The 26,811-nt window shown below is 37.3% G+C and carries 22 protein-coding genes; 15 read left to right on the top strand and 7 right to left on the bottom strand.

The features are described from left to right. Positions 1–13: 13 nt before the first annotated feature. Both IM792_RS11835 and IM792_RS11840 read left to right on the top strand, forming a co-directional pair. Complete coding sequence (locus tag IM792_RS11835) at positions 14–388, top strand: FdtA/QdtA family cupin domain-containing protein (RefSeq protein ID WP_194102078.1); 375 nt, start codon at positions 14–16, stop codon at positions 386–388. Continuing rightward, the gene (locus IM792_RS11840; protein ID WP_194102079.1) at positions 385–1,473 is read left to right on the top strand and encodes a DegT/DnrJ/EryC1/StrS family aminotransferase; all 1,089 of its coding nucleotides are present in this window, start codon (positions 385–387) and stop codon (positions 1,471–1,473) included. Before IM792_RS11835 ends, IM792_RS11840 begins: the two co-directional genes overlap by 4 nt. 75 nt (positions 1,474–1,548) lie before the next feature. On the opposite strand, the gene prfH is transcribed toward IM792_RS11840, so the two are convergent. The 6 genes from prfH to IM792_RS11870 form a co-directional block, all read right to left on the bottom strand. Further along, on the bottom strand, positions 1,549–2,157 hold the full coding sequence (prfH, locus tag IM792_RS11845; RefSeq protein WP_228085061.1) for a peptide chain release factor H: 609 nt from the start codon (positions 2,155–2,157) through the stop codon (positions 1,549–1,551). 14 nt (positions 2,158–2,171) lie between these two features. Then, complete coding sequence (locus tag IM792_RS11850) at positions 2,172–3,572, bottom strand: RtcB family protein (protein WP_194102081.1); 1,401 nt, start codon at positions 3,570–3,572, stop codon at positions 2,172–2,174. A 5-nt stretch (positions 3,573–3,577) separates the two neighbouring features. Then, a complete protein-coding gene (locus IM792_RS11855) occupies positions 3,578–4,309 on the bottom strand; it encodes a hypothetical protein (RefSeq protein WP_194102082.1) in 732 nt (243 codons plus the stop codon). 558 nt (positions 4,310–4,867) lie between these two features. Next, positions 4,868–5,173, bottom strand: a complete 306-nt coding sequence (locus IM792_RS11860) for a metalloregulator ArsR/SmtB family transcription factor (RefSeq protein ID WP_194102083.1) — start codon at positions 5,171–5,173, stop codon at positions 4,868–4,870. 179 nt (positions 5,174–5,352) lie between these two features. Further along, positions 5,353–6,216, bottom strand: coding sequence for an SDR family oxidoreductase (locus IM792_RS11865; protein ID WP_194102084.1), 864 nt, complete (start codon positions 6,214–6,216; stop codon positions 5,353–5,355). 76 nt (positions 6,217–6,292) lie between these two features. Next, positions 6,293–6,862 carry a Crp/Fnr family transcriptional regulator gene (locus IM792_RS11870; protein ID WP_194102085.1) on the bottom strand — a complete coding sequence of 190 codons (570 nt, stop codon included), beginning with the start codon at positions 6,860–6,862 and terminating at the stop codon, positions 6,293–6,295. A gap of 348 nt (positions 6,863–7,210) precedes the next feature. On the opposite strand from IM792_RS11870, the gene IM792_RS11875 reads away from it, so the two are divergent. The 13 genes from IM792_RS11875 (at position 7,211) to IM792_RS11935 (ending at position 25,176) form a co-directional block, all read left to right on the top strand. Beyond that, the gene (locus tag IM792_RS11875; RefSeq protein WP_194102086.1) at positions 7,211–8,554 is read left to right on the top strand and encodes a sugar transferase; all 1,344 of its coding nucleotides are present in this window, start codon (positions 7,211–7,213) and stop codon (positions 8,552–8,554) included. A gap of 551 nt (positions 8,555–9,105) precedes the next feature. Beyond that, complete coding sequence (locus IM792_RS11880; RefSeq protein ID WP_194102087.1) at positions 9,106–10,767, top strand: capsule assembly Wzi family protein; 1,662 nt, start codon at positions 9,106–9,108, stop codon at positions 10,765–10,767. A 138-nt stretch (positions 10,768–10,905) separates the two neighbouring features. After that, positions 10,906–13,383 carry an SLBB domain-containing protein gene (locus IM792_RS11885; RefSeq protein WP_194102088.1) on the top strand — a complete coding sequence of 826 codons (2,478 nt, stop codon included), beginning with the start codon at positions 10,906–10,908 and terminating at the stop codon, positions 13,381–13,383. Between the two features lie 26 nt (positions 13,384–13,409). Next, entirely contained in the window at positions 13,410–14,477 is a 1,068-nt protein-coding gene (locus IM792_RS11890) for a Wzz/FepE/Etk N-terminal domain-containing protein (RefSeq protein WP_194102089.1), read from the top strand. A 160-nt stretch (positions 14,478–14,637) separates the two neighbouring features. Next, positions 14,638–16,188: a lipid II flippase MurJ gene (locus IM792_RS11895; protein WP_194102090.1), complete on the top strand. Its 1,551-nt coding sequence runs from the start codon at positions 14,638–14,640 to the stop codon at positions 16,186–16,188. Beyond that, positions 16,185–17,456 (top strand): glycosyltransferase family 4 protein, encoded by a 1,272-nt coding sequence (locus tag IM792_RS11900; protein ID WP_194102091.1) that lies wholly within the window; start codon positions 16,185–16,187, stop codon positions 17,454–17,456. The genes IM792_RS11895 and IM792_RS11900 overlap by 4 nt, the downstream gene beginning before the upstream one ends. Before the next feature lie 4 nt (positions 17,457–17,460). Then, entirely contained in the window at positions 17,461–18,972 is a 1,512-nt protein-coding gene (locus IM792_RS11905; protein ID WP_194102092.1) for a hypothetical protein, read from the top strand. Beyond that, complete coding sequence (locus IM792_RS11910) at positions 18,965–19,996, top strand: glycosyltransferase family 2 protein (protein WP_194102093.1); 1,032 nt, start codon at positions 18,965–18,967, stop codon at positions 19,994–19,996. Before IM792_RS11905 ends, IM792_RS11910 begins: the two co-directional genes overlap by 8 nt. A gap of 5 nt (positions 19,997–20,001) precedes the next feature. Then, positions 20,002–21,306, top strand: coding sequence for an O-antigen polymerase (locus IM792_RS11915; protein ID WP_194102094.1), 1,305 nt, complete (start codon positions 20,002–20,004; stop codon positions 21,304–21,306). 29 nt (positions 21,307–21,335) lie between these two features. Then, a complete protein-coding gene (locus IM792_RS11920; RefSeq protein ID WP_194102095.1) occupies positions 21,336–22,469 on the top strand; it encodes a glycosyltransferase family 1 protein in 1,134 nt (377 codons plus the stop codon). Between the two features lie 16 nt (positions 22,470–22,485). Beyond that, positions 22,486–23,013 (top strand): acyltransferase, encoded by a 528-nt coding sequence (locus IM792_RS11925; RefSeq protein ID WP_228085063.1) that lies wholly within the window; start codon positions 22,486–22,488, stop codon positions 23,011–23,013. A 25-nt stretch (positions 23,014–23,038) separates the two neighbouring features. Continuing rightward, positions 23,039–24,178, top strand: coding sequence for an NAD-dependent epimerase/dehydratase family protein (locus IM792_RS11930; protein WP_194102097.1), 1,140 nt, complete (start codon positions 23,039–23,041; stop codon positions 24,176–24,178). 2 nt (positions 24,179–24,180) lie between these two features. Further along, entirely contained in the window at positions 24,181–25,176 is a 996-nt protein-coding gene (locus IM792_RS11935; RefSeq protein ID WP_194102098.1) for a hypothetical protein, read from the top strand. Between the two features lie 84 nt (positions 25,177–25,260). On the opposite strand, the gene IM792_RS11940 is transcribed toward IM792_RS11935, so the two are convergent. Continuing rightward, positions 25,261–26,370, bottom strand: a complete 1,110-nt coding sequence (locus IM792_RS11940; RefSeq protein WP_194102099.1) for an acyltransferase — start codon at positions 26,368–26,370, stop codon at positions 25,261–25,263. Between the last annotated feature and the right edge of the window lie 441 nt (positions 26,371–26,811).

The following is a 26,811-nucleotide window of genomic DNA, read 5'->3' on the forward strand; positions in this document are numbered from 1 at the left end:
ACCACAAATACCTATGGCACATCTACTACATGTTGATACTTTTACTGACGACCGCGGAAGCCTCTCCGTACTTGATGAGGTGATCCCCTTCCCCATAAAGCGTTTATTTTATATTTACGGCGTTGATAATTCTTCGCGCGGCGGGCACCGCCACCATACTACAAGGCAGGCAGCTATTTGTATAAAGGGCAGCTGTACCATTCGCAATCACGACGGGCATAAAACCGAGGAGTTCGAGATGGATTCGCCATCAAAATGCCTGATACTGGAACCTGAGGACTGGCATGTAATGACCAATTTTAGCAGCGATGCCATATTGCTGGTATTAGCGTCGACACGCTTTGATCCGCACGATTATATCTTTGATCCGTACGCTACAACATCATGATAAAGTACGAAGATCTGCTTAAAGTAAACGAGCCTTTTACCCAAGAGCTGGGTAACGCGTTTAACGATGTGATAGCCAGCGGCTGGTACATTATGGGCAAACAACTCGAATTATTTGAACAGAACTTTGCAGCCTGGAACAACGCCGCCTATTGCACCGGCGTAGCCAACGGACTTGATGCCTTAACCCTTGCCCTCAAAGTGTTTGATCTGGAAGCGGGCAGCGAGGTAATCGTACCATCAAACACCTACATAGCCACCATTTTGGCCATCATGAACAATGGCCTGGTGCCGGTTTTGGTTGAACCTGATATTAATACTTATAATATTGACCCGGTAAGGGTTGAGCAGGCCATCACGCCTAAAACCAAAGCCTTGATGATAGTGCACCTGTATGGCAAATGCTGCGATATGGATGCCCTGATGCCCATTAAAACCAAGTATAACTTATTGCTTATTGAGGATTGCGCACAGGCACACGGGGCAAGCCTTAAAGGTAAAATGGCAGGTACGTACGGCGAGTTTGGCGCGTTCAGCTTTTACCCTACCAAAAATTTGGGTGCCCTGGGCGATGCCGGGGCTTTGCTTACTAATGATGAGCAGTTGAACAGCAGTATCAGGCGGGTGCGCAATTATGGCTCAGACACTAAATACTATAACGATGTGGTGGGCGTAAATTCCCGTTTGGATGAAATGCAGGCCGCGTTCCTGAACATTAAGCTTAAACACTTACACAGCATCAACGCTAAAAAAGCAGAACTTGCTGCTTTATATCATCAGTATTTAAAGGATGATTTTATAAAACCCCTTGCCACTGCCCAAAACGAGGTGCATGTTTACCACATATACAACATACGTCACCCCAAACGCGAAGCACTAAAGGCCTATTTATTAAAGCATGAAATTGGTACCGAGATACATTACCCCGTACCACCCCATCAGCAAAAAGCATTAGCCGATCTATTTACCGGCCAGCAATACCCCATAGCCGAGGAGATACACGCCACAACCCTCAGCCTACCCTGCTCATACGCCCACACCAAAGATGAAGTGATGAGGGTTATTGAGGTGATGAATAGGTTTTGAGGAATTAAAGTTCTATCAATAAAAAAACCGCCCAACACCCCATATTTATCGGATGTTGAACGGTCATCATTTTTATTAAACTAACTCCGCTTTTATAGTTTTTACCGGGTTACCACGTAGCAGCTGGTTATGCTGTTGCCATTGGTGCTGCTGTTGTTGCATAAGCTGCTCGGTTTGCCAAACCATTACTTTGGCTTCGAGGCGTGCAAGGCATAGCTTTTTGTTTTCGAGTTGCGAGCGGCTGTCCATAGCCATAACCTGCAAACCTGATGGCTGGTGGGTGCCACGTACGGCGGTTTCTACCTTGTTTACGTTTTGTCCGCCCGGGCCTGATGAGCGGCAGGTTTCCAGCTTAACATCTTTTGGGTTCCACTGCGGCATTTGTTTAATATCAAAAGCGGCTACGCCCACAAACCAGTTCTTGCGTTTATGAAACCTGCGATACGGGCTTTGCGCTATCCATTGTACCGTTCCCGCCCACTCGGCAATAAATGCGCCCAGATTTTCACCGCCGGCCATCATAGTGGCCGATAGCAGGGTGCCGTTCTGCTCGCCCGGTTTGTTTTCCAGCACTTCCAGTTTGATGCCTTGCTGTTTGGCCTGTTTCATCATCAGACTTTGCACACAGGCTACAACCCGGCAGCATTCTGCCGGGCCTTTGCCTGATGTTATTTGTATCATCATCTTTTCCACCGCTGTTACTCTTTATGCATCCTTACAGTGCGTGGTTGAAATTTGCCCTGCACATCAACCAGATCATGCTGCGCGGCTATAACGGCATCAATATCCTTATAGGCTAAGGGGTTTTCTTCAACCGTACCGCCCAGCAAGGTTACACCGGCATTGCCCAACAGCTTTTTCATGGCCGATACGGTCATGCTGTCCTTCGCGCTTTGCCTGCTCATGGCCCTGCCCGCCCCGTGCGATGCGGAATACAATGCCTCTGCCCTGCCTTTACCTGCAACCAGGTAAGCCGGGGTGGTCATGCTACCGGGAATGATACCCAGTTCGCCCGCATGCGCCGGGGTTGCCCCCTTACGGTGAATGATGGCTTCGCTACCATCGGCCAGCTTATCCTTCCAGGCAAAGTTGTGATGGTTCTCCACCACATGCAGCGCCTTTAAGTCTAATGCCTTTAACAGGTTGGCATGTATACGCTCGTGGCAGGCCTTAGCATAATCGCCGGCCAGGGTCATGGTGAGCCAGTACTCCTGCCCCGCCTCGGTATCCATATCCAGCCAGGACAATTGCTGGGCATGGCGGGGCAGCTTGCAGGTGTTCATGGCTATCTGCGTGTAATGCCTCGCTATGGCCGAGCCCAGCCCCCTGCTGCCCGAGTGGGTTAGTAATGCCGTATACTTTTTGGCCGGTAAGCCCAGGCTGTTATCATCAAACAACTCTATCTCGCCAAACTCAACAAAGTGGTTGCCATTGCCCGATGTACCCAGTTGTCGCACCGCCTTGCCCCGTAATGGTTTCAAAAAAGGTATCTCGTTAAATACCTTACTATCCAAAATCTCGTGCTCCTGCCGGGTGTCCAGGCCGCCCTCCATACCAAAATGGGTATGGTTTTTCAGCGCTTGTTTTATCTGGTACTCGTAGCGTTTCAGGTAGCCATCATTCTCGTCAATAATAGATAGCGCCATGCGGCAGCCTATATCCATCCCAACGGCATACGGAATCACCGCGTTGCTGGTAGCCAGCACACCGCCAATGGGTAAACCAAAGCCCATGTGCGCATCGGGCATCAGGGCACCCTGCATGCTTACGGGCAGCAGGTTGGCCAGTTCCATCTGCCTTTTGGCCGATGCTTCTATACCCTTGCCGCCGTAGGTTTTGCAAAACACCGGCTCATGGCGCAGCTCAAACACCTTAAATGGCGCCGCTTCTGTTTTACCTATTATCTTTTCGGCAATGCGGGCGGTTAATTCATCATCCAGATATGCTTCCGGATCGTTCTTAATGTCCACCAGCAAATCAAGCAATTGCTGCTTGCTGTGGTGCTTAAAATTTTTAGAGGCTATGCCGATGACCAAACTTCGCAGCTGATCATTATGATAACCTATTTTACTCAGATCTTTTGTTCGTAAATTGCCCATGTGGGTTATAATTTTAAATCCTGATACGCATCAATGTTGCTGTACCGGGGTAAGTTTTTAATTCTGTTAATATATTTGGCTCGTTGCGTGTACAACTTATTCCACGGGTAGCTTTTGCCGCGTGTTAATCTTTCAATACGATGATAAATTGCGCGCCCATCGATATAATTATCTATGTACGATAGTTCACGCTCAATATCTGCGTCGATCAGTTTAGTATGCGTTATCATGTGCGGAACTATCTTCAGCACAAATCGCCAGGGTTCGGTAACCACATATTTTACCTCGATGCCCTTTGTCTGTAAACTGTAGCTTTCAACGCGGGTAAAACAGGCCTTCTGTTCGTCGGTTAATTTTGCCCAGTTGACATTCCACTCACGTTCATTAAACTCCTGTAGCAATTGCGTTATTAATTCGTATCCATAGCGCCTGCGGCGACGCTTTTTCCTTTTAAATACCCTTTCAGCATTATACTGAACCGTATTTACCGTGGCCAGCAGTGCTGTGTAAAACTCCGCTTGCTTACTATCCCTCACATCATCGCGCAGCACAAAAGTTCGCTTCCACCCGCTTTGATAAGGGCTTTGAAGCGGCACTAAGGGCATTGATAGCTGTTGCTGGTGGAGTTCCTGCAAACGTTTATATAATTGTATCAGTTGCTTATCGCGGTCAGTTTTTACGAGCCTTTTTTTACGGCGTGCCGATTTAATACGGCAAGGCCATTCATGTGCATTCATCACATGCTTAATTAATTATTCTTTAAATCGATGCTGATCTCTTGTTCGTCCGTTGAGTACGGATATACCCTTTTTTAGGAGCGCTCAAAAGATGCCATGAAAGCGGACAGGCAAAAACCAGATGCACAGAATACCATCCGTACAAACATTTATAATTTAATAAAATACAGGGTATGCCTGCCGGTTAGGCAATGAGCGAAAGGGGCGATATGTAAACTTGCTCTGTCATGATTCCTTGATATTTAAATGGTTAACAAATCAGGAATTGGGTGAAAATATATAAAAAGATATTACAAAGCTCAATAATCAAATATATGTTCAATAGTTATTTTTTCTCTTTGCAGCCAATTTATAATAACAGGTAAGTCTTTTACCTTCACTACTAATGCCGTACGGGTTAACCAGGGTTTAGTTGTGATAGGCTGTTTAAATATTACAGTGCAAGTACCATGATAGTCTACAGCTTTATCGGCGATCACGGTAAGCATCACAGCACCGGTATTACCTGCTATTGCTTTTTAGCCAGATCTTTTTCGATAGTGATCATAATGTTTCAGTTTAAATGGTATCTAATAAATTGTCTAATTGGTCAAACTTATCCATCCACATTTTGCGGAAGGCGGTCATCCATACATCTATCTCCTTCATTTTTTCAGCCTCTAATTGATAATATATTTCGCGCCCCTGTTGTTTTTGTTTTAGCGCGCCGCATTCAGTTAATATTTGTATATGCTTTGATACCGCCTGCCTGCTGCTATCAAAATGTTCGGCAATGGCATTGGGTGTCATGGCGCCGCTTACCAACAAGGTTAATATGGCTCTGCGTGTAGGGTCGGCAATGGCCTGGTAAATATCTCGCCTCATGTTATTTGCAACTGATTGATTGCAAATATAAACGCAACCGATCGATTGCGCAAATTTATTTTGAAAAACTTAAACTAATCACGGATATGTACAAATACATACTGCACAAAAAGGGGATGGCTATATAGCCATCCCCTTTTTGTAAAATCGAAATTAAACTCTCTGGTTAACGTAACACATTACGCCAAAAGCTCTTTCAACCCGTAAGCCACCATCGCTTTATCAAATTCAGGCTTAACGGCATCGTTTATCGCGCTGATATATTCGCCGGTAGTTGGGTCAACCACTGTGCGTAATGGTCTTTCGCCTTTAGGCAAGCCTATCAGTTTTACCACACCGTCTGCCACATCCTGCGGATTTGGGTTTGTAGCCTCAAACAATTGACCTATGGCCGCGAAGATTTTTTCGGGATAACCGGCGATCGCCGCGTAGCCATCGGCAACTGAGGCATCAGTCCCCAACTGCACCTTTTGCGACATTTCGGTAGGGAAACCACCCGGTTCCAGTATCACCACATCAACCCCTAACGGCCTTAGTTCATAATGCAAGCCTTCAACTAATCCCTCCAAACCAAATTTTGAAGCGCAGTACACCCCAAAAAACGGAAAGCCTACCCTGCCAAAACCGCTTGTAACGTTAATAATTAACCCTTCCGATTGGTTACGCATGTATGGCAAGGCCAGTTTCGTCAGCCTCCAGGGGGCTATAACATTAATATCAAACATACGCTGCACATCGGCAGGGGTAGCCGTTTCGGCCACGCCAAACATGCTTGCTCCGGCATTGTTCACTAATACATCTATGGTTCCGTCTGTTGCAATGATGGTATCGACGGCATTTTTTACGCTGGCCTCGTCGGTTAGTTCAACATCTAAAACGGTTACATTTTCTAATTGCGATAAGGCCTGGGCCCTTTCGGCATTTTTGCCGGTGGTATCGCGCATGGTGGCGTAAACCTTATGCCCCAGGGCGGCAACGCTATGGGCGGTAAGCCAGCCAAAACCACTATTTGTTCCGGTTATTAATACAACTTTTTTGCTCATTTTTCTATATGATAAATAATTATGCAAAGTTTGCTAACTGCACAGGGAATCCATTTACCATATGGTAAAAAGTGAGTTAACGAATATTTTTCCGGATGCGGCTTAATGATTGCTGGGTAATACCCAGGTACGAGGCCACATATGATAGCGGCAAACGCCCAACCAGCTTCGAAAAATTTTCAAGAAAGGACAAATAACGGGTGGTAGCATCTTCAGCCACCAGCGGACTGCGCCTTTGTATTGATTCGTTAAGGCATTTTTTAACCATCTTGATCTCGATATTATCCCAGCCTACTATGGTGTTCGCAATCTCGTCCCAATCCTTTTTTGAGAATACGAGCATTTTACAATCGGTAACCGCCTGTATATATTCCGACGCTAAAATCTGTGCCTCAAACTTTGGATAGTCGGTAATAAACTGATTTTCGCCGATAAAGTAATGCGTGATCTCCTGCCCCTTGTTGTTGTAATAACAAAACCGCAGCACACCCTGCAACACAAAGGCCACCTGCTTCGGCACCTTGCCGGCTTCCGAAAAATAGGCATCCTTGGGCAGCTCAACCATTTTGGCCTTACTGGTAACAAACGCCAGCTGCTGCTCATTCAACACCCCAAATTGCAGTATATAATCAATGAGTTCTTTCATTGATTGAATTTACCAATAATTGATGGGAGTAAAGTTAGTGCAGGGTAAAATCAATATAAGTAATTGAACAAAATGGACGTCAAAATTCTTCCATCGGCTGAATCATGCCAAATTAAATTTAACTATAATTTAACATAAGAATATAATCCCAAAACAAAAATTTAAAAGTACCTGAAAACAAGTAAGTTAAATATATTAATACTAAGTTAATATTGATTTTTGAAAAATACTTTCAGACCGTTGTAACGTTAGGTGAGCTTAGCCCGTAATGGTTATTAAAATACTGTCTATTTACATTTGTAATTCGATTTAGGTAATGTATATTTGTGTAATTTAAATCTTATCAACGTGCGTTTTTCGAAATTACTTCGACCCTTCACTTTTGTTCTCGATTTATTCGTCTTGAATTTTTCGCTACAGTTAGCAAATTTTTTAGTGATAAATTACTTTTCTTCAGAAGCTGAGATTAGTCATTTTATATTATTAATTAATTTGACTTGGATATCAATTGCGTCGATTACCCGTAGCTACGAAATCAAGCGGCCATTAAATTTCGCACAGAACATTAATCGATTTCTTACCGCTGTCACCTATCATTTAGTGATGGTTCTAGGTATAATATATTTTTTTAAGCTTTATGAGGTAAGTCGCATACTGATGATTACGACCTATTTCATGTTTATTTTGTTCATAGTTGCTGAACGTTCTGTTATTTTTTTTACGCTCGATTATATTCGGAAAAAAGGTTATAATCTTAAACATATACTGATCATCGGTGATGTTGATGTATCAGATAGGGTGAAGAATACATTCAAAAAGTATCCGGAATATGGCTATAATTTTGTGAAAGTCATTTCGACAGAAACCTTTGAAGCAATGAACTCAAAAACATTGTTTGAGCAAATAACTAAAGCGGAAGTTCGTGAAGTATTTATTTGTTATAAAACAATGAATCAATTATTATTAAGTGAACTTGTAAGATTTGGTAGCGAGAACGGCATCAAAATGAAACTTGTACCTGACTTATCACTGAATAATAACTTTGCAAATATTGTTAACTACAAGGATTTTCCAGTAATTGAATTATCGGAGTCAATTGAGCTTAGTCTTAAAGTTAAGTTATTTAAGAGGTCTTTCGATATCGTTTTTTCACTATTGGTGATGATTGCAGGCCTACCGCTTTTTTTAATATTGACCATAATCACGAAGTTATCTTCGAAAGGTCCTATATTTTACATGCAAGAACGTTTAGGTAGGAATGAACGCCCGTTCAAGATCTATAAATTCAGAAGCATGTATATTGATGCAGAATCTTGCGGACCACGTTTATCGAGTGATAATGATCCGAGAATCACGAAGTGGGGACGCATCATAAGAAAATCGCGTTTAGATGAATTGCCGCAATTCTGGAATGTTTTTAAAGGAGAGATGTCAATTGTCGGACCAAGACCGGAAAGACAGTTTTTTGTAGAACAACTTTTAGAATGCTCTCCCAATTACAAAAAGCTACTACGCTTGAAACCGGGTTTGACCTCTTTGGGCCAGATTAACTATGGTTATGCAGAAAGTGTTAATCAAATGCGAGATCGCGTTCGTTACGACTTGATATACCTTAAAAATATCAACTTTGGCAGTGAAATTGCAATTATCTTACAAACGATTAAAGTGATGACACAGCTCAAAGGTAAATAAGGAGATTGTCAATTATTTTTAGTGAGATCTATAATTAATAATAACTTGTTATGTTATACAAATGATTAAAGCTTCTAAATCTGAGCTCCATTGTCCAAGTTGTAAAAATCAAAACGTAGAGCGAATCCCACGACCAAATATTGTCCGGTTTTTTCTTTCTAAATCCTTGAAACGCTACCAGTGTCAAAAATGTCTCAAAAAGTTTTATGTCAGCATTGATAGCCCAGAATTGACGGGATGATTGATACTTTTCCTGTTAGTCACATTATCGCAATAGTGGGGATAATGCCAATCATTGTCAGGTGCAATTAATTAAAATCTTCTGAGGTGCTGTTTCATAATGCTTCATTAAAAATTTCCACTTATAGTGTTTATCAATAAGGATGATTACATAGGATCTTAGAAAGAAAGGAATTACTTGAAACAGTATGAAAATATTAGTTACGAAAAGTTTGAATCAGTACGACATTAAGAATCAATTTTATTTTCAAAAATATAATTGATGGTTTCCATCTAATCAATGATCAATTGATAGTTATGGTTTTAAATTTATGCAAACTAAATTCCTATTGCTTTATATCATTATATTAACATCAAGCAGTGTTTATTCTCAGAATATACCGACTGGGAATTATATTGAAGATGTTTTGCGATGGAAGCAAGTTTCCGGTAAACATGAAATTAAAACTTCATTCGCTATCCGACCGATCTTAATGCCGTACAACGACACGACTATCAACGGCTTAAAAGGAATTGAGGTAAACAAATTATATAACTTACTGAATATCGGTGCCGTCTCTGGATTAAAGATACTCCCATTTAGCCTATTAACTGAATATAATTTCAAGCGCCCCTATGGATACAATAATGGCACATTATACCCTAACCGAGGATTTCAAACCAGATTCAGCGGCGGTTTTTTGTATAGCACGAGGTTTCTAAAGATACAGATCAACCCCGAATTTGTCCATGCAGAAAACAAGAAATTCGACACTTTCACAAGCATCCACGCGACTAACAATTCGCAGCAATTTTTAGCATCATATTTCGAAACTATTAACGGTATAGATGCTCCTGAACGCTTCGGAAACAAGTCAATTAGCCGTATATATCCTGGTCAATCAAAAATCACTTTAAATTACAAAAACGTTGAAGTGGGTATCTCAACAGAAAATTTATGGTGGGGACCAAGCATTAAGAATTCCATTATTATGAGTAATTCAGCTCCCGGTTTTCTACATTGGACTGTAAATTCGACTGGACCAATCAGAACCAATGTAGGTTCTTTTGAGTGGCAATTAATCGGCGGTAAGTTGAAGCAATCGGACTATGAGCCTTACAATATAAATCTTTTAGAATATGGTACCGATTTATACAACCCGAAACCCAGAACGGATCGTTACATATCGGCTGTCACTGTAAATTGGCAACCCAAATGGTTAAAAGGGCTTTACTTGGGTGTGAGTGGTTCAACTTACATGGACATAGATTCTGTGTATAAAAAAAAGAATGTCATCCAAAAAACAGTTCCAATATTCGTGGGCTCTTCCATGAAAGCAAATGACATTAATAATGGTTCAAATGGAGATGGTCAAGATTTCGCGTATGCTTTTAGCCTAAGACAGCTTTTGCCTTATTATTCAGCGGAATTATATTTCGAGTGGGCCCGGAATGACCGAAGTGGTAATTTAAACGATTTCATTCAGGAACCAGGACATTCGTCAGCCCTTACAGTAGGAGGCAGGAAGTTATTTGAACTAAAGAAAAATATTTTTTTACAGCTAAAGTCAGAAATTACTCAATTGCAGCGGCATCCGACATATTTATTACGGGAAAGCCCAATCTGGTATGTTCACTCAGTAAATCCCCGCGACGGGTACACTAATCAAGGGCGCTACCTTGGTGCGGGCATAGGACCCGGTGGCAACAGTTTTATGATTGACGCAAGCTATTTGAATGGATTAAATTCTTATGGATTTACTTTTGAAAGATATGTTCACAATAATGACTTGTATTACCAGGCATTTCGGGGAACGTCTGTCAGTAATCGGCACTGGGTCGATCTCTCCTATTCGTTTTACAGCAATGTTAAGATTCGGAGATACTTATTATCAATAAACGTAACTCCGATCTATACCTTAAATTATCAATATACAAATGGCTCTAGTTTCAATCTGCATGCTAGATTAAATTGTGCTTACTATTTTAACTAAATTAAATTCAGCGTAAGATTAATCTACAATCCAATCCCTTCATTCTTATTACATCGAACATAATACTAATTTAAACGAAATAGATTTACCTTTACAGGAAATAATGTAATCGTGTTATTTCGTTGACTATTTATCAAAATGAATAAATTCAAATTTCTAATTTCTTTAGTTCTTTTTTGCTTCTCATTTGGAGTTTATACAAAGGTGATCGCTCAAACTAACCTGCAAAACATATCTTCAGTGAACGTTGATGAGCTTACAGATCAGCAAGTTGTTCAACTATTAGAGCAAGCTGCTAAAGCCGGGCTTTCAGATGAAAATTTGTTGCAACAGGCTCAGGGCAGGGGTATGTCATCTTCTCAAGTTCAGAAATTACAAGAACGGATTAAAGCACTTAGAAGTCGAAATAGGGCTTCTTCACGCATCGATACAACGGTTAATTCGGAGCGAAGCCTCAATTATCAGCCCGATACTGTAAGTCAGAATTACAGCAATATTGATTTATTTGAAAGTTTAAAACCGAAAGTGTTTGGGGCGGATATTTTCAAAGGGAAGAACAGTTCATTTCAACCCAATCTTCAATTGGCTACCCCTCTTAATTATATTGTGGGCCCAAAAGATCAGCTTAACATCAACGTGTATGGCAGTTCATTGGTTAACTGGAAACTTGATGTTTCTCCCGAAGGTAATATTAATATACCAGGTGTTGGAATATTAAATGTCAATGGAAAAACTATAGAACAAGCTACTGCTCTCATAAAGAATAAGCTTAGCCAAAATAATTATGCTATTAATCGTGGAACCAGCGTACAGGTTACGTTGGGCAATATTCGTAGTATAAAAATTTTAATGATTGGCCAGGTTTTAAACCCTGGAACTTATACCCTACCATCATTGGCTACCGTTTTTAACGCATTGTATTCCGCAGGTGGTCCAAACGATAATGGTAGTTTAAGACAAATAGAGATTATTAGGAATAATCGCATTATCCGGCATCTTGATGTTTATGATTTTATTTTAAAAGGAGATCAAAAAAATAATATTACGCTCCAGGATCAGGACATAATTCGTGTGCCCACTTACAGAACCCGTGTAGAACTCGCCGGAGAAGTTAAAATACCAGCTCTGTTCGAAGTTTTACCTGGTGAAACGTTAGATAACATTATAACATACGCGGGAGGGTTTACCGATAGTGCTTATACCGCACGCATCAAAGTTTCCCAAATCAGCGACCAGCAGAGAAGAATAACAGATGTTCTGGAAGCTGATTTTAAGAATTATATTCCACTCCGTGGCGATAAATATACAATTGAGTCTATTTTATATCGATTCGAAAACAGGGTGGTAATAGAAGGAGCAGTGTTCAGGCCTGGCGATTATGAACTACAGAACGGATTGACATTATTGCAGCTAATCGATAAATCTGCCGGCTTGAAAGAAGATGCCTTTACAGAACGTGGAACAATTACCCGATTGAGAACAGATAATACGACTGAAATCATAGGATTTAATGTAAAGGACGTGATTAACAAGGTGGTAAATATTACTTTACAACGCGAAGATATTGTGAACATTTCGTCCATATTTGATTTGCGCGACAAATATGTTGTTACAATAAATGGGAACGTCAGAAAACCCGGACGATTCGCATTTTCCGAGAACATGAAAGTTGAGGATCTTATTTTAAAAGCAGGAGGTTTTTCAGAAGGTGCAAGCACAAATCGTATTGAAGTTGCCCGTAGGATTACTAATGGCGACCCAGCTTCCAAAAACAGTTCGGTGTCACAAGTATTTAGTGTTAATATTGATGGTCAATTAAAGCCTGCTGACGCAAATTTTGTACTTACACCTTTCGATATTGTATCTGTTTATAGCTTACCAGGATATGAGAAACAAAAAACAGTAAAAATAGAAGGTGAAGTTTTATATCCAGGTTCATACACAATTAAAAATAAAAACGAGAAGATATCCGATTTAGTAGCCAGAGCAGGCGGCCTTACAGCTTCGGCAGATGCTTCAGGCGGCTCGTTGCGACGCGATAACTTTGCAATTCTAGGAATTGATAAAAGTAAATCTGATACTGCATCTATTAATGCTGAAAGAAATGCCAGGATTAGCAGATTAAAAAGATATTATAAAGACTCAACAAATGTAAATACAGACACAGCGCAACTGAGAAATAACTATGTAGGTATTGAGTTGGATAAGATATTAAAATCGCCAGGCTCTAAGACAGACCTGCTCTTGGAAAACGGAGATATTGTACGTGTGCCAAAACAGCAACAGATTGTCCGAGTAAACGGACAAGTACTTTACCCTAGTGCGGTTGTATTTGACAAATCTAAGTCATTCAATGATTATGTCTCTAATGCTGGTGGGTATAGTCCTGATGCACTACGCCGGGGTGCTTACATTGTTTATCCTAATGGAACCGTACAAAGTACTCGTAAATTCTTATTTTTTAACAACCACCCTCCGGTTAAACCAGGCAGCGAAATATATGTTCCTAAAAAAGCCCCAAGCCGAGGTAATCTTATTCAGAACATTTTGGGACTCACAACAGGTATTGCTTCGTTAGGTGCGATAATATTAGGTATAGTAAGTTTGAATAAATAATTAGAACTGTTACGGATAATAAGCTCATGAATCAGGAAGTCCAGCAACAACATTATTCAAACGAATTAACTTTTGCCGATCTAATTTCAAGTGTAAAATCCGGAATTAGGTATTTAAAGAGCAAATGGTTAATTATTTTGATTTGCGCATTAATAGGAGGCTTATTAGCTTTAGCCTATTCTTTTCTTAAAAAACCGACCTACACCTCGGTCAGCACTTTTGTTTTGGAAGAATCAAATCCCGCTGGTGGTTTAGGTCAATATTCGAGTTTAGCATCTCTTGCAGGCATTGATTTGGGCGGCGGAGGTGGAGGTATATTTCAGGGCGATAACATCCTGGAGCTTTATAAATCACGCTTGATGCTGCAGAAAACATTATTAAGTGAATACAATTTCGGTATAAAAAGGGAATTATTAATTGACCGATATATTGAGTACAATGACTTGCTTGAAGAATGGAGAAAAGAGGACAATATAAACAGCATCTCATTTCAGGGTGATCCTTCTAAATTTGGACGCTTACAAGATAGTTTGGTAGCAGATATAATCTTGAAGATTAATAATGGTATGTTAGCTGTGACTAAGCTTGATAAAAAGCTAAATATTATCAAAGTAGAGGTCACAGCCAAAGACGAATTGTTCGCTAAAGAATTCAACGATAAATTAGTTGAAAACGTCAACAATTTTTATGTATTGACCAAAACAAAGAAAACGTCTCAGAGCATCCGGGTTATGCAACATCAAGCCGATAGTGTAAGAAGAGTTTTAAATTCATCGATTAATGGAGTTGCCGCTGCTATTGACGCGGCTCCTAATGCCAACCCATTATTATTGACGCTTAGGGTACCTTCACAAAAAAAGCAGATAGACGTTCAGGCCAGCACAGCGATTTACGGAGAGATTGTTAAAAATTTGGAAATATCAAAAATTTCTTTACGGCAGGAAACACCTTTAATACAGCTTATCGATCAACCTATATTACCTCTTGAAATACATAAAGCGGGTAAAATTACGAGCTCTTTGGCTGGCCTTTTTTTAGGAGCATTTGCAAGTATATTAATGTTGTTTATAAAAAACATCAGCAAAGGTTTATAACCTGTAAGCAAGTACACACTCTGTTAATCATGTTAGTTAATCAAAATTTCTGCACTACAATTCAGCGAAATTCGAATCAACAATAGCCGGTATCTTAATTAAGATTCATCTCTATTAATGGTTTGACAAACGGAAATTCAGTAGCACTAAAAAAAATAATTTGAAAAAAATCAAAGATTACTTTACACAGTCGAGTCGGAGGACAAGCGTTGGGTTGGGAATATTAAAGCTGGTAAAGGCAGTTCTTACATTTTTCATCTTGGTTGTTTCTGCAAAATATTTTGGAGCGTCAAGTGACAGGGATACATGGATAATAGCAGGTTCAATAATTACTGTTACCATTCAGATTCTATTCGGACCGATAAATGAAACGTTTATTACTAAATACATTCACATACGGGAAGAAATTTCGGAGAAAGTAGTTGTTGAATCTACCAATTCCCTTGTTTCGTCAATAGTGATATTATCAATAAGCGTTAGTGGCTTAATATTTCTATTTGCAAGCCCTATTGCTGATTTATTTGCTCCCGGTCTTGATCACTTGGAGAAAAGTACTTTATTGGCAATGATAAAAATACTTATTCCATCATTAATAATTTTGGAAGTAACCGCAATTTTAAGTTCTATATTAAATGCATACAAGTCTTTTTTTATTCCTGATCTGTTCTCGTTTATTTCACTAATACTAAATATCGTATTAATTATATTTCTATCTCCAGCAATCGGCATTTACTCGTTAATAGTATCATCATATCTAAGCTCAGTATTGTTACTATTTATATTGATTAGGCAACTTAGAGTAAAATTCAAAATCAACTTTGGATTAGTTATCCCTCAATACAGATTAATAAAACCATTTTTTCTATTTGCATTACCTATTTATATCAACTACTTATTTTCTCAAACTGATGTTATTATCGAAAGAAACTTAACATCTTCATTAGGTGAAGGAAGTGTTTCAATTTTAGATTATGCGCGGAAATTTTCAGAACTACCAGCAGGGATGCTTGTGTCAATAGCAACAACGGTTTTAACACCGCTGCTTTCATTATATTTTGTAAAACACACGAAGAAAGAACTTTTCGAAGAAACACAGAAATATTTCAGGTTTCTGATTCTTCTAATTATACCAATATCGACGATGTTTTTTGTAGCAGCCCGGGATATTGTTACAATTACTTTGGTTCATGGAAAATTTAGCGATAAGCTTACAGATCCTACAAGTACTTTACTACAGTGGTATGGTTTAGGCTTATTTGTTAATACTATTTACATTGTCTACACTCAATTAATTATAGCTCAAAAGCGTATATATTTTTTTTCGAAGATTGTCATCGTCACTTACATAGTGAAGATCTGCTTCAATCTGTTTTTTTACAAAATCATAGGGTTATCAACCTTTCCAATTTCATCTATGCTTGCTAATTTAATAATGGGAGCAATTATGCTTAGTACTGCTTTAACAGGATTCACCAAAAAGGTACTGTATCAGACTTTACTAATGACCTCAATATTTTTTACCGTTGCGATCTCTTCCTACTTTATACACCACATTCTGCAAGAATATTTAGCAAACGTATATGTAATCACTGCCTTAGTGTTGACATGGGTTTTAATTGTTGAAGCTGTTCTTATAACCTTATTAAAACTGGAAGAGGCTTCAGTAATATTGAATTTTGTAAAATCTATCCAAAATCGCGCTAACAAATGAAGAAAATTAAAATTATAGAATGTGCTAATCAACTTGGATTAGGTGGTACAGAATATGCCCTTCAGTTATATTGCAAATATTTTGATAAAGAAAAATTCGACGTTATAGCCGTTGGATTATTAGATGGAGGCCCAAGAGAGGATCTGATCAGGAATTTGGGAATTAAGGTGGAGGTATTAAATGGCGATCTAAATCGTTTAAAGACATTACTTACCGATACTGATGTGTTTCACTGGCATGGTTCAGGTGATATTAGCTATAGCCTCTTTGAAGTGATTCGAGATAACAGACCCAAGTTAGTCTTACAAACAAACGTTTTTGGGTATTATACTAACACGCCATTATACGATTTAATAGACTACGATCTTTTTATATCAAAAATGATCTTAGTGAGAAGAATGAATGCCGATAAAGGTACGTATCCGGATAAAAGAAAGGTATTACCATATCCAGTTGACATTGATTTTTTAAATAATTCAGACATGCTACCTCAGCAAGATGAAGTCGATGAATTTAAGGTTGCGAAAAACATCCAAAATAACTTTATAGTAGGAAGGATTGGCAGGGCTGATGATCATAAATTTGATCTTATAACACTTGATGGCTTTAAAGAATACACCAAAATAAACGCTAAAGCCAAGTTTCTATTAGTTGGCGCAACTAAAAAAATTATCAAATATGCTGACAAAATAGGTATAAGGGATAAATTGATATTAATTCAAAATACATCTGATCTTAAAACGCTGCTATTGTATTATAAGGTTATGGATGTGTTCTTGGCCGCAAGTAACATAGGTGAAAGTTTTGGTATGGTCATGGCTGAAGCTATGGCTATGGGTACCCCCGTAGTTACTATAAGTACACCTGATAGGGATAACGCCCAAATTGAGGTCGTAGATAATATGAAAACAGGTATTGTAGTACCTCGTTTAAAAGAACAGATTGCGGCTGCTTTAAATAAAATTGCTGCCGATAAAGAGCTTGCCACGAAGTTCTCAGAAGAAGGTAAGAGAAAGATATATAAATCGTTTAGGGCTCAAAGTATAGTGAATAGCATGGAGCAGTTGATCTTGAAGCATTTCGGTCATGATAATAATTTAAAAGGTTCACTAATTGTTGATTGGACTGTGAGTTTAAAAAGCGAATACAATTTAAGATGCGAGGATGTTTATGGGAGTATTAGTAACTCCGACAGAGCAGTATTATGGTTTAGAAGAACCTACCTCTTTAAAGTTTTTATGCAATTGTTAAAAAAACTCAATTCATAGATTCATGAAAATACTTTTCATAAGTCAAGGTTTACAAAGTGATTATCAATGTGATTGTTTATACCACGGCTTAAAATCTCAATTCGGTATTGATGTTGAGTCAACAAGTGACATGTGGTTTATGTATAATACACTCATTGAAGAAGAACGTCAATATATATATGGCAAGGGATTTACCTTATACGGCTTATTGGATTCCTCAATTAAGTGTGTCCCGGAGCCTAGTGAGATTGAAAACAAGATCAAAGAAAGATATTATAACTACATAATTTTTGGATCTTCTACGAGGGATCTATCCTACTTAGACATAGTCTTAACCAATTACTATTCAAATGAGATTGCTTTTGTTGATGGAGAGGACGTAACTCGGGTTAACCTTAAGCTGTTAAATTCCGGCACTTATTTTAAAAGGGAGTTATCTGAAAAAGTAAAAGGAGTATATCCCATTAGTTTTGCTATCCCTGCTCAAAAAATAATATCACATGTACCTGAAAAAAGCAAACATTGGGGAATAAATTATCCTGGTAAACTCAGTACTTATATTTTTGATACAGAGGACGAGTATGTCAAAGACTATCAAACTTCCTTTTATGCAGTAACCTTTAAAAAAGCAGGATGGGATTGTCTTCGACATTACGAAATAATTGCTAATGGGTGCCTCCCTTATTTTACGGACATTTTTAATTGTCCTGAAAATACAATGCATAATTATCCTAAGGCTATAGTTAGGGAATTATGTGAGAAAATTAAAAACAGCACTCTTATTGGTGTAGCCGAATATCAAAACTATGTCAATATACTTTTGGACTACTGTCGCAAGAAACTGACAACAATAGTACTTGCAAACTATGTAATTGATACGTTAGTTAGCATTACCCAAAACAACAAGACGGTACAGGCCACATCTAATCCCAGAGTTGGTATTAACTTTATTAATAAGGTTATAAGAAAACATAAAACCAAAGATGACTACGTAATTAATTATCAAGGCTTATCATCTATACAAGACATTCTCTATTTAAACACTGATGATGCTGTAGTATTTGCGAGTGATGAGTTTCTCTCAGCCCAAAATTCCCTTAAAAATATAGTAAAGAGTGAAAGGCTCAAAATTGGTCAACTTAATGAGAATGCTGATCTTATTATAATTGATCAACTATTACCATATAAAGAAAATCTTCACCAATATATGCTGATGCTTATAAGCATGCTTAATAGCGATGGACGATTAATCATTATAGTTCCAAATTATAGTAATTACGGTACAGTCTTAGGCTTCTTCAAAGGTGATTATAAATTTGGTCGGTTAAAGATGGCTAAACAATCACAGGTAAATTTTTATTCGGTAAAAACTATTATCGAGTTTTTAGAACGTTACGGATTTAAGGTCCTTGGGTATGACGGTTTTGAATATGATGACAACAACAGTGTCAAACGTTTTCTAAACAAAAGAAAATCGTTAAAGTATTGGTCATGCAAAAAAATTATTATAGAAGCATCTTTTGGAAATGAGTAAGGTTTACATCATTTTGGTAAATTATAAAAAGTACTCAGATACGGTTGAGTGCCTTGAAAGTATATTTAAAAATTACTACAACAACTTTCAGGTTTTAATAGTTGACAATTCACCTGACCTTAGTTCATTAACTAATTTAAGCAAATGGCTAAATAATCAATACGGTCAGATTCCTACGCTGTTTGAAGATCTTGTTTATCCTTTAAACAATAAGCTCATTCCTCATGCCACTTTAATGGAAGCGGAATTACAAAATTCCGCAAGGGCTTACCAAGAGCAGGTTTTATTGATAAGAGCCGAAAATAGAGGTTTTGCAGCTGCTAACAATATTGCGCTTAATTATATATTAAAAACAGGTGAAAAAGACGATTTTATTTGGATTTTAAACAATGATACTGTCATCGATAAATACAGTTTAACCAATTTGCTTAACTTCTACAGTAATGGCGATAGTTACGATAAACTTATCGGAGCAAAATTAATGCATTACCATGATAGAAATACATTACAAGCTATTGCCGCTACCTATAATAAATGGTTAGGTATAACCAAGCATATTGGTGATGGTGAAACAGATGTTGGGCAGTATGATAAATATGAAGTTAAGAAAACTGACTATATAGTAGGTGCATGTATGTTTTTGCCATTTGAATACCTGCAGAAAGTAGGTGTACTAAACGAACAGTATTTTTTATTTTATGAAGAACTCGATTGGCTTTTATCTGCTGCAAAATTAAACTTAGGGTATGCAGTACAACCCAAAGCAATTATCTATCATAAAGAGGGATCAACGATAAGAGGCGCTAAAGAGAGCAAAAACATGGACGTTGCTGATTACTATATCAATGTTAATAGAATTAGGTTTACTCTGAAATGGTACCCTTCATACATCTTGTCAGTTTGCACCGGGCTTTCTTACTCATTGTTAAAACGACTAATACAAGGCCGATTTAAATTGGTTTTAAGCATTCTTAAAGGGACATTAAGTTTGATATTTAAAAGGAGGATTATAAATAATAAGTAATTTTTATGACCCCAATTATAATAAATTGTATTGCGCTATGTGCTTTTTCTATAGGGACTTATGCTATATGGTTTGATAGAAAAAATGTGTTTAACCATATGCTTATTGGATTTTGTATAGTAGGTTACATAATACCATGCTTATTGGTTGACTTTGATTTTATTGTAAGCAAGGAAATTTTAAACTTATACATTAAAATAAATACAATTGGTATGGTATTATACATGGCCGGATTGTATTGCGGTTATAAATGGAAAACAGTACCCATTGTTGATGTAGTAATAAAATTCTCAAAATTTGAGATTGCCACTTATGATGAAAATTTCAAGAACAGAATAGTAAAAACATCTACCAAGATTTTCATAGCAAGTTTGATAACAATGGCTTTGTGCTTTATTGCTATGGGATATATCCCCATGTTTGCTTCTGATCCATATTCTGCGAAACAATTTAAAGGAATCTATCAACCAAGTTATCAGAGAGTTGCACTATTTTACCGAACAGCCAAGCAATTTGTTGGGCTTCTATTGCCCTTTTTAGCCATAGATGTATACGTTAACAAAACCGTAAAGTCTACGTTGTTGGTTGGCATCGGTATCGTTATGATTTTTATTACCATGAGTCGCGGCGAAGCTATTTCCGGATTATTGGTCGCTTCGTCTGTAATCATAGCTTTAAAAGGTAATCGCAAAATATTTCTTGCATATATCTTATTCTTGGTTATTGTTTTTTCTTTAGGGAGTAGCTTATGGACCATACTAAGTATTTTTTTTCCTAATAGCGGATTCGCAGCAGGTTGGGAAGATTTGAGCCCATTTGAAGCTATTGCAGCAGGTGCTCCGGATATTAGCGATCAATTGGGATTACTAACTTCATTTGTTAATAATCATGTTGGTTACACTTATGGTTTAACTTTTTTTGGAGGACTAGTTCCTTTTAATTTTAAATGGAATCCATCAGTATGGTCAATTGCCATTCTAAATCAAAATGATGACATTTCTGAAATAGCATCCGGTGGTTTAAGGGCATCGGTATCATTATGGGGCTACTTTAGTTTCGGTTGGCTGGGTGTAGTGTTGGTCCCTTTCATTTCAGCATTTTTTACGGGCTACATAATCAAAAAAATAAAAAACATTGTTAACAAATTAAAGGCCGACTTTAATGGGATGATTGTTTTTTGCTTTTTGGTCTTTATCTATAATAACATAGCTCTGGTATACATAAACTTCTTTAATCTATCAATTTACAGTCTGCCTGCATTTATTTTTTATGCATATATTTTTTATTCAAAAAAAAAGCAGCTTACATAGATATATAAATATCAATAAGAACATTTGCTATGAATCAAACTAAAATATACTTAGATACCATTGTTTTTAGAATCCAAACTTTTGGAGGAGCATCAACCTATTGGAAAGAGCTATTAGTTAATTACTCAAAATTGAACAACATAAATCTTGTAATTCAGGATGATGATACAAACAAGCTAAATCATGATGGAAAATCAGTTATAGATTCATATCGAAACAACCGACTGATTGTAGAAAACAAGCTTCCGGTGGGTTTATTAAGATATATGCCTTTTACTAAAAGGCTTCCTCCAGCATCGTTATATCATGCCAGTTATTACAGAGTGTCTTTTCAACGCGATATAGCGAATATATTCACTGTTCACGATTTTACACATAAGAGAGGATATGCATCAAGGTTCCCAAGAAAGTTGGTACATATTGGTTTAACAGCAATTGGCTTAAAAAGGGCTGATGGAATAATTTGCATATCAGAGAACACAAAAAAGGACCTACTTCACTTTTATCCTGAAATTGAAGAAAATAAGGTTAAAGTGATTTACCATGGTGTTAGTGATGACTTTCACCCTCTGCAGAAGAATTCAGGCTATAAATTTAGAGACATAACTGATTTAAATGAATCCTATGCATTATTTGTTGGTAAAAGAGGAGGATATAAAAAATTCGACCTCGTTCCGGAAGCAATAAAAAGAAATACAGATTTAAAGTTATTCATAATTGGTGGTGGTCCATTATCTGCTGCTGAGTTGGAGCTGCTTGAAAATAATTTACCAGGCAGATATGTTAAGTTAGATAATGTTAATAATTCTGAACTTAATATATTGTATAATTATGCTCATAGTTTAATTTATACCTCCATTTACGAAGGATTTGGCATTCCTCTATTGGAGGCAATGAAAGCCGGATGCCCGGTAGTGACCAATCAACTGTCATCACTCGGAGAAATTTCAGGCGATGCTGCATTATTTATAGATCAAATAAACTCCGAGGAGTTAGCGAAGAAACTTAGCGCTTTAGCAGACATCAACCTTCGAAAAACACTCATAAGTAAGGGTTTTGATCAAAGTGCAAAATTTACATGGGATAAATGCGCCGCGGATACTTATAATTTTTATAAAGAAATTTATTATAAACGGTTTAGTAAACATTTAGATGATTTATAAAATAAAGTGGCTTTTAATGACCTTGTTAGTTAGATTAAAAGTGCAAAAAATAGGTTTATTATCATACGTAGGTAAGCCTCTGTTTATCATCGGTGGCCGTAGAATTATTATTGGTAACAAGGTGAGAATATTTCCCGGAGCTCGTTTTGAAACACATAATAATGGCCACATTCTTATTGAAGATGATGTATCAATTGGCCAAAATTTTCATTTAATCAGTTCTAATCAAGAATTAGTTATCGGTAAACATACCACCATATCAGGTAACGTATTTATCACCAATATGGATCATCAGTATGACAAAATTGGTATACATGTTCTAAAGCAGGATTATTTAGTCAAAACCACTAATATAGGTGAAAACTGTTTTATTGGATACGGTGCAGTAATTCAGGCGGGGACTACTTTAGGTAAGCAATGTATAGTGGGGGCAAATTCGGTAGTTCGTGGATCTTACCCGGATTACTGTGTTATTGTCGGTTCCCCCGGGCGAATTGTAAAACAATATAATGTTACTACCCAAAAATGGGAGAAAATGAATTAATATAAAGAACTTTGAATATTACTATATGAGTAAAAGAATTTTAATTACTGGAGGAGCTGGTTTTATAGGCTCAAATTTGGCTTTAAGGTTAATTGGTAAAGGGCATATTGTTACCGTTTTGGATAATCTGTCCCAACAGATACATGGAAATGATCCGGAGCGATCTTCTCCTTTATTTCAATCAATACAAAATAAGGTAACCTTTATTAAAGGCTGCGTCACATCACGTGAAGACCTGAAAAAAGCGATTGAAGATCAAGAAGTGATTGTACACCTCGCTGCAGAAACAGGTACAGGCCAGTCAATGTATCAAATAGAGCAATACGTAAATATAAATATTGCGGGCACCGCAATACTACTTGATATTTTAGCGAATGAAGCAAACAGTATCACTAAAGTAGTGATTGCATCATCAAGATCGATTTATGGCGAAGGCAGGTATTTGAGCAAAGAGTTGGGATATGTTTATCCCTCGCATCGTGCAGATCCAGACATGGCAACTGGAAATTTTGAGGTAAGTTACCCCGGAATTGTAACGCCATTACAATTAGTTGCTACTGATGAAGAATCAAAAATACATCCATCTTCAGTGTATGGCATTACTAAACAGAACCAGGAACAAATGATAATGACTGTTTGTCCAACTATTGGTATAGCTCCCGTAGCATTAAGATATCAGAATGTATATGGGCCAGGCCAGTCTCTTTCTAATCCATATACCGGAATTTTATCTATTTTTTCGACTTTGATCAAAAACGACAAAGAGATAAATATTTTCGAAGACGGTAAGGAATCTCGCGATTTTGTATTTATTGATGATGTTGTCGATGCTACCATACTTGCAATCGAAAAAAATGAAGCCGATAACAATGTATTTAACGTAGGAACCGGAATAGCTACGGATGTATTAACTGTTGTAAATCAATTATTTAAAAACTATCAAAAGGAAATTCCTTATAAAGTTTCCGGAAATTACAGGTTAGGAGATATCAGACATAACTATGCTGATATCACTAAAATATCGACTATGCTTGGTTTTAGGCCGAAAGTTAGCTTTGAAGATGGAATTGTGAAATTTACCAAATGGGTAAATTCACAAGTCATAATAGCTGATAAATATTCTGAATCGATAATTGAAATGAAGGAGAAAGGTTTGTTTAAATAATTATGCAAAAGGGATCAGTTTTATTTATTTCACCAGCTTTCTTTGGTTACGAAACCGCCATTTGCAGCGCCATTAGGGCAAATGGATATGATGTTGATTTTTATGATGAACGAACATCCAATAATTCATTTTTAAAAGCAGTTTTTAGAGTAAAAAAAAGTTTATTGTCCTATTCAATTAACAAATATTACCATAAAATTCTAAATCAAATAAAGGGTAACAGGTACACCCATTTTCTCTTAATCAAAGGTGAGGTAGTTCCGATTTGGTTTATTAAAGAATTTAGGAAGCTAAATCCAGATGCAAAGCTAATTTATTACACATACGATTCATTTAATAACAACAATCAAAATTCACTCTTCATACTGGATCAATTCGATCATTGTTTTAGCTTTGATTTTGAAGATGTAAAACTAAATCCGGTTTTTAAATTAAAGCACTTATTTTTCACCAACGAGTTCCTAAATCATGCTGAAAATCCGGCAAGAACTTATACTGCTGCATTTGTTGGCACGCTACATTCAGGGCGATATGCTATTGTGAAACAGTTGTTTAATAAATTAGAAAACGCATATGTATTTTTCTACTCTCCGGCCAGGTGGTTCTTTTTTTTGGAAAGACTTTTAAACAAAACATATAAAACTATCGACATATCTGACGTTAGCTTTAGTAAAAAAGATCGAAAGGATGTCGCAGATGTTTTTAAATCATCAAAGTGCGTACTAGATATTCAACGCACAGGTCAAACCGGATTAACAATGCGAACATTTGAAGTGTTGGCATCTGGAGCAATACTATTAACTACCAATTCCTACATAAAACAAACTGAATTTTACGATCCGTCTTATATAATAATCTGTGATCCTACAAATCAGTTAGAATTAGACAACTGTAAAAAAGAAATTGAGCAAATCGTTGTACCCGAAAAGCCACTTTTTAACAGATCAGATGATTGTTACATAAATAATTGGGTACAGGAGTTTTTGGTAGTTGACTAAATTTGACGTAGGATCTTGCATTGAAGTTAACTAATTATTGCTGAAACTTATCGTCGTTAATCAATACTACCTGTCTATTACTGCTTAAGTCATAATCACCTGCTTTGGTGTATTAAACCACTTATCGAATAATAGTATTAATGTTCTTTCTACAAGTCTATAAAAAACAATGCTAAGGATTACGCAGAAAGGAATCACTGAAATCAAATAAAACTCTATGCCCAAATGCAAGTATTTAAATAAATATGCCTGTATTGCATATAGTTGCGCATGAATCAGATAGCAAGAATAAGAGGCATCGCCAGCCAATACTAAAACATTTACAATCCGCTGATGAAAAACTCTTTCAAACAATATAATTCCTAACATAAATATGGCCGATGGGACTCCCCAAACAATAGCCCGATAGAAAGCATGACCATTGTTGTTTTCCAATTCGTGCATTGAATGCAAATCAAAATTGGGAGTTACGAATATTGTAATACTCATTAATGTTAAACCGATAACTATGCTAAGAACTACCAGAATTTTCAAATCATTGCCTATATGAGTCAACTTGTTAACTCGCTTATATATCAAGCCACAAATCATTCCAAACGCAAATTCTAATAGTATTGGACTGGTTAAAAATTTCAATAATGGACTTTGAATATTAAAGGTCAATCCAACTATGACTAATAATGAAATTGCGATAAATAACGATTTATAAATGTTTTTTCCAAATACCAAAAAAATACTGATTAACGTATAGAAATAGATCTCATACGATAAGGACCACCCTACTCCTACAATTGGGTCAACAAACTTATAATCATCGAAAAATGGAAAAAACAATATAGACTTAAGCGCGCTTAGAATTGTTACTGATTGATGGTGAACAAAAATCATATTTAACGCAGTTAAGATCGTGAGCAGATAATACAATGGAAGTATTCTGATAAGTCTTCGTCCAAAGAACTTCTTCCAGTCGCTCCGCTGAGAATAGGAGGGAACAACAATCGTCATTATGAAACCACTTATTGAAAAAAACAGATCTACACCGATTGCCCCCCAGGTACTCAGATGATAAAATGATGCTAACGAATTTTCGACAGATAGTTTTTCACTGCCACTCAATCCTGCATGAAGAAATATGACAAGGCTAACTGCTATAACCCGTAATAATTGTACCGAGTTTATCTTTTTTGCGGACATGTAGTAATTTTTGCGCGAGTAGAATAAGACCAGCAAATCTGTGTCTTAATTCAAATTTGTAACGAAGTTTTTTTAGCGATAGCATTGACGATACAGCAAATATCTCCTCATTTACAAAGAAACATCCCGAGTAAGTAATGACACCTGCACAAAATTAATGAAAAACTATATACTTAGCCGGGTTATATAATTTAAGAGTATATAGCATTAAGGTTAGAAATTTCATTTGTCTAAGTTTGTTTCGATAAGGATAAGTTGAATGTAGGAAAAGAACGGCTCTCGGCACCAATTATTGCAACCAGTATAAAGCTTAGTACTTACAGCGTTCGATGGCGTATATTCAACACAACAAGTATCGCGGCCTGATTGGTCTTAAATATTATGCAGACAATGTACGTTCACATCTATTGATCGAATGTCTTTCAGGCTGGAAATAAAAAA

Origin of the sequence: Mucilaginibacter sp. JRF (genome assembly GCF_015223065.1) — a bacterium.
Classification (GTDB): domain Bacteria; phylum Bacteroidota; class Bacteroidia; order Sphingobacteriales; family Sphingobacteriaceae; genus Mucilaginibacter.

Excerpts from the sequence above, each read along its gene's own strand:
- IM792_RS11935 (WP_194102098.1), top strand. The coding sequence starts at position 24,181 with ATGCAAAAGGGATCAGTTTTATTTATTTCACCAGCTTTCTTTGGTTAC.
- IM792_RS11885 (WP_194102088.1), top strand. The coding sequence starts at position 10,906 with ATGAATAAATTCAAATTTCTAATTTCTTTAGTTCTTTTTTGCTTCTCA.
- IM792_RS11940 (WP_194102099.1), bottom strand. The coding sequence starts at position 26,370 with ATGTCCGCAAAAAAGATAAACTCGGTACAATTATTACGGGTTATAGCA.
- IM792_RS11855 (WP_194102082.1), bottom strand. The coding sequence starts at position 4,309 with ATGAATGCACATGAATGGCCTTGCCGTATTAAATCGGCACGCCGTAAA.
- IM792_RS11905 (WP_194102092.1), top strand. The coding sequence starts at position 17,461 with ATGAAAATACTTTTCATAAGTCAAGGTTTACAAAGTGATTATCAATGT.
- IM792_RS11915 (WP_194102094.1), top strand. The coding sequence starts at position 20,002 with ATGACCCCAATTATAATAAATTGTATTGCGCTATGTGCTTTTTCTATA.
- IM792_RS11865 (WP_194102084.1), bottom strand. The coding sequence starts at position 6,216 with ATGAGCAAAAAAGTTGTATTAATAACCGGAACAAATAGTGGTTTTGGC.
- IM792_RS11840 (WP_194102079.1), top strand. The coding sequence starts at position 385 with ATGATAAAGTACGAAGATCTGCTTAAAGTAAACGAGCCTTTTACCCAA.
- IM792_RS11920 (WP_194102095.1), top strand. The coding sequence starts at position 21,336 with ATGAATCAAACTAAAATATACTTAGATACCATTGTTTTTAGAATCCAA.
- IM792_RS11890 (WP_194102089.1), top strand. The coding sequence starts at position 13,410 with ATGAATCAGGAAGTCCAGCAACAACATTATTCAAACGAATTAACTTTT.
- IM792_RS11910 (WP_194102093.1), top strand. The coding sequence starts at position 18,965 with ATGAGTAAGGTTTACATCATTTTGGTAAATTATAAAAAGTACTCAGAT.
- IM792_RS11900 (WP_194102091.1), top strand. The coding sequence starts at position 16,185 with ATGAAGAAAATTAAAATTATAGAATGTGCTAATCAACTTGGATTAGGT.
- IM792_RS11870 (WP_194102085.1), bottom strand. The coding sequence starts at position 6,862 with ATGAAAGAACTCATTGATTATATACTGCAATTTGGGGTGTTGAATGAG.
- IM792_RS11880 (WP_194102087.1), top strand. The coding sequence starts at position 9,106 with ATGCAAACTAAATTCCTATTGCTTTATATCATTATATTAACATCAAGC.
- IM792_RS11850 (WP_194102081.1), bottom strand. The coding sequence starts at position 3,572 with ATGGGCAATTTACGAACAAAAGATCTGAGTAAAATAGGTTATCATAAT.
- IM792_RS11930 (WP_194102097.1), top strand. The coding sequence starts at position 23,039 with ATGAGTAAAAGAATTTTAATTACTGGAGGAGCTGGTTTTATAGGCTCA.
- IM792_RS11835 (WP_194102078.1), top strand. The coding sequence starts at position 14 with ATGGCACATCTACTACATGTTGATACTTTTACTGACGACCGCGGAAGC.
- IM792_RS11860 (WP_194102083.1), bottom strand. The coding sequence starts at position 5,173 with ATGAGGCGAGATATTTACCAGGCCATTGCCGACCCTACACGCAGAGCC.
- IM792_RS11925 (WP_228085063.1), top strand. The coding sequence starts at position 22,486 with ATGACCTTGTTAGTTAGATTAAAAGTGCAAAAAATAGGTTTATTATCA.
- prfH (WP_228085061.1), bottom strand. The coding sequence starts at position 2,157 with ATGATGATACAAATAACATCAGGCAAAGGCCCGGCAGAATGCTGCCGG.